This is a genomic window from Thermus sp., assembly GCF_056332225.1.
In genome coordinates this window covers 1-1,880 of sequence record NZ_JBWGQW010000111.1, presented here as the reverse complement: position 1 = coordinate 1,880, position 1,880 = coordinate 1, and the positions used below count along the sequence as shown (strand labels likewise).

Here is a 1,880-nt window from a genome sequence, read left to right as displayed (position 1 = left end):
ACACCGGGGAGATCCACCGCACCACCTACGCCGAGGTCTACCGCCGGGCGAGGAGGCTCATGGGGGGCCTCAGGGCTCTCGGGGTGGGGGTAGGGGACCGGGTGGCCACCCTGGGCTTCAACCACTTCCGCCACCTCGAGGCCTACTTCGCCGTCCCCGGCATGGGGGCGGTCCTCCACACCGCCAACCCCCGCCTCTCCCCCAAGGAGATCGCCTACATCCTGAACCACGCCGAGGACAAGGTCCTCCTCCTGGACCCCCAGCTCCTCCCCCTGGTGGAGGCCATAAGGGGCGAGCTCAAGACGGTGCGGCACTTCGTGGTCATGGACGGGAAGGCCCCGGAGGGCTACCTGGCCTACGAGGAGGTCCTGGGGGAGGAGGCGGACCCCGTGCGGGTGCCGGAAAAGGCCGCCTGCGGCATGGCCTACACCACGGGGACCACGGGCCTCCCCAAGGGGGTGGTCTACAGCCACCGGGCCCTGGTCCTCCACTCCCTGGCCTCCCTCCTGCCGGACGTCACCGGCCTCGCGGAAAAGGATACCGTCCTCCCCGTGGTCCCCATGTTCCACGTGAACGCCTGGTGCCTCCCCTACGCCGCCACCCTGGTGGGGGCCAAGCAGGTCCTGCCCGGGCCGAGGCTGGACCCCGCCTCCTTGGTGGAGCTTTTTGACGGGGAGGGGGTGACCTTCACCGCCGGGGTGCCCACGGTGTGGCTCGCCCTCGCGGATTACCTGGAAAGCACCGGCCACCGCCTGAAGACCCTGAAGCGCCTGGTGGTGGGGGGTTCGGCCGCGCCGAGAAGCCTCATTGAGCGCTTTGAGCGGATGGGGATTGAGGTGCGCCAGGGCTACGGCCTCACCGAGACCTCGCCGGTGGTGGTGCTGAACTTCATCAAGAGCTACCTGGAGAGGGACCTCACCCCCGAGGCCCGCATCGCCTTCAAGGCCAAGACCGGCCTTCCCATCCCCCTGGTGCGCCTTAAGGTGGCGGACGAGGAGGGCCGCCCCGTGCCCAAGGACGGGAAGGCCCTGGGGGAGGTCCAGCTCAAGGGGCCCTGGATCACCGGGGGCTACTACAAGAACGAGGAGGCCACGCGGAGCGCCCTCACCCAAGACGGCTTCTTCCGCACCGGGGACATCGCCGCCTGGGACGAGGAAGGCTACGTAGAAATCAAGGACCGGCTCAAGGACCTGATCAAGTCGGGCGGGGAGTGGATCTCCAGCGTGGACCTGGAGAACGCCCTCATGGGCCACCCCAAGGTGAAGGAGGCGGCGGTGGTGGCCATCCCGCACCCCAAGTGGCAGGAGCGGCCCCTGGCGGTGGTGGTGCCGCGGGGGGAGAGGCCCACCCCGGAGGAGCTAGGCGAGTACCTCCTCCAGGCGGGCTTCGCCAAGTGGCAGCTCCCCGACGCCTACGTCTTCGTGGAGGAGATCCCGAGGACGAGCGCGGGCAAGTTCCTCAAGCGGGCCCTGAGGGAGCAGTACAGGGACCTTTACGGAGACGCCTAATGTTCTTGGAAATGTTTCGCCTGGACGGGAAGGCCGCCCTGGTGACCGGGGGGTCCCGGGGGCTCGGCCTCGAGGCCGCCCTTGCCCTGAAGGAGGCGGGGGCCAGGGTGGCGGTGATGGCGCGGCGGGCGAGCTTCTTTGAGGAGGCCCGCAAGGCCCTGGGCGAGAATGTCCTTTACCTCGAGGGGGACGTGCGGGACGAGGCCCGCCTAGAGGCCATCGCCCAGGAGGTGGAGGAGAAGCTTGGCCCCCTCACCATCCTGGTGAACTCAAAACTTGCACCTCCCGCATACCCCGGGGCGAAAAAGGTCAAGGGGAGAAAGCGCCAGATTCTGACGGACACGGGGGGGCGTCTCCTGAAGGCCTTCGTGC

The 1,880-nt window shown here is 68.7% G+C and carries 2 protein-coding genes; both read left to right on the top strand.

Annotated elements, in window-relative coordinates; translation table 11 throughout:
• Positions 1 to 1,508 (top strand): long-chain fatty acid--CoA ligase (locus tag AC01Y6_RS10290; protein ID WP_476671422.1); only part of this gene is annotated, 1,508 nt, incomplete at its 5' end.
• Positions 1,508 to 1,880: SDR family NAD(P)-dependent oxidoreductase (locus tag AC01Y6_RS10285; RefSeq protein ID WP_476671420.1), on the top strand; the 373-nt coding region annotated here is incomplete at its 3' end. The genes AC01Y6_RS10290 and AC01Y6_RS10285, both read left to right, overlap by 1 nt.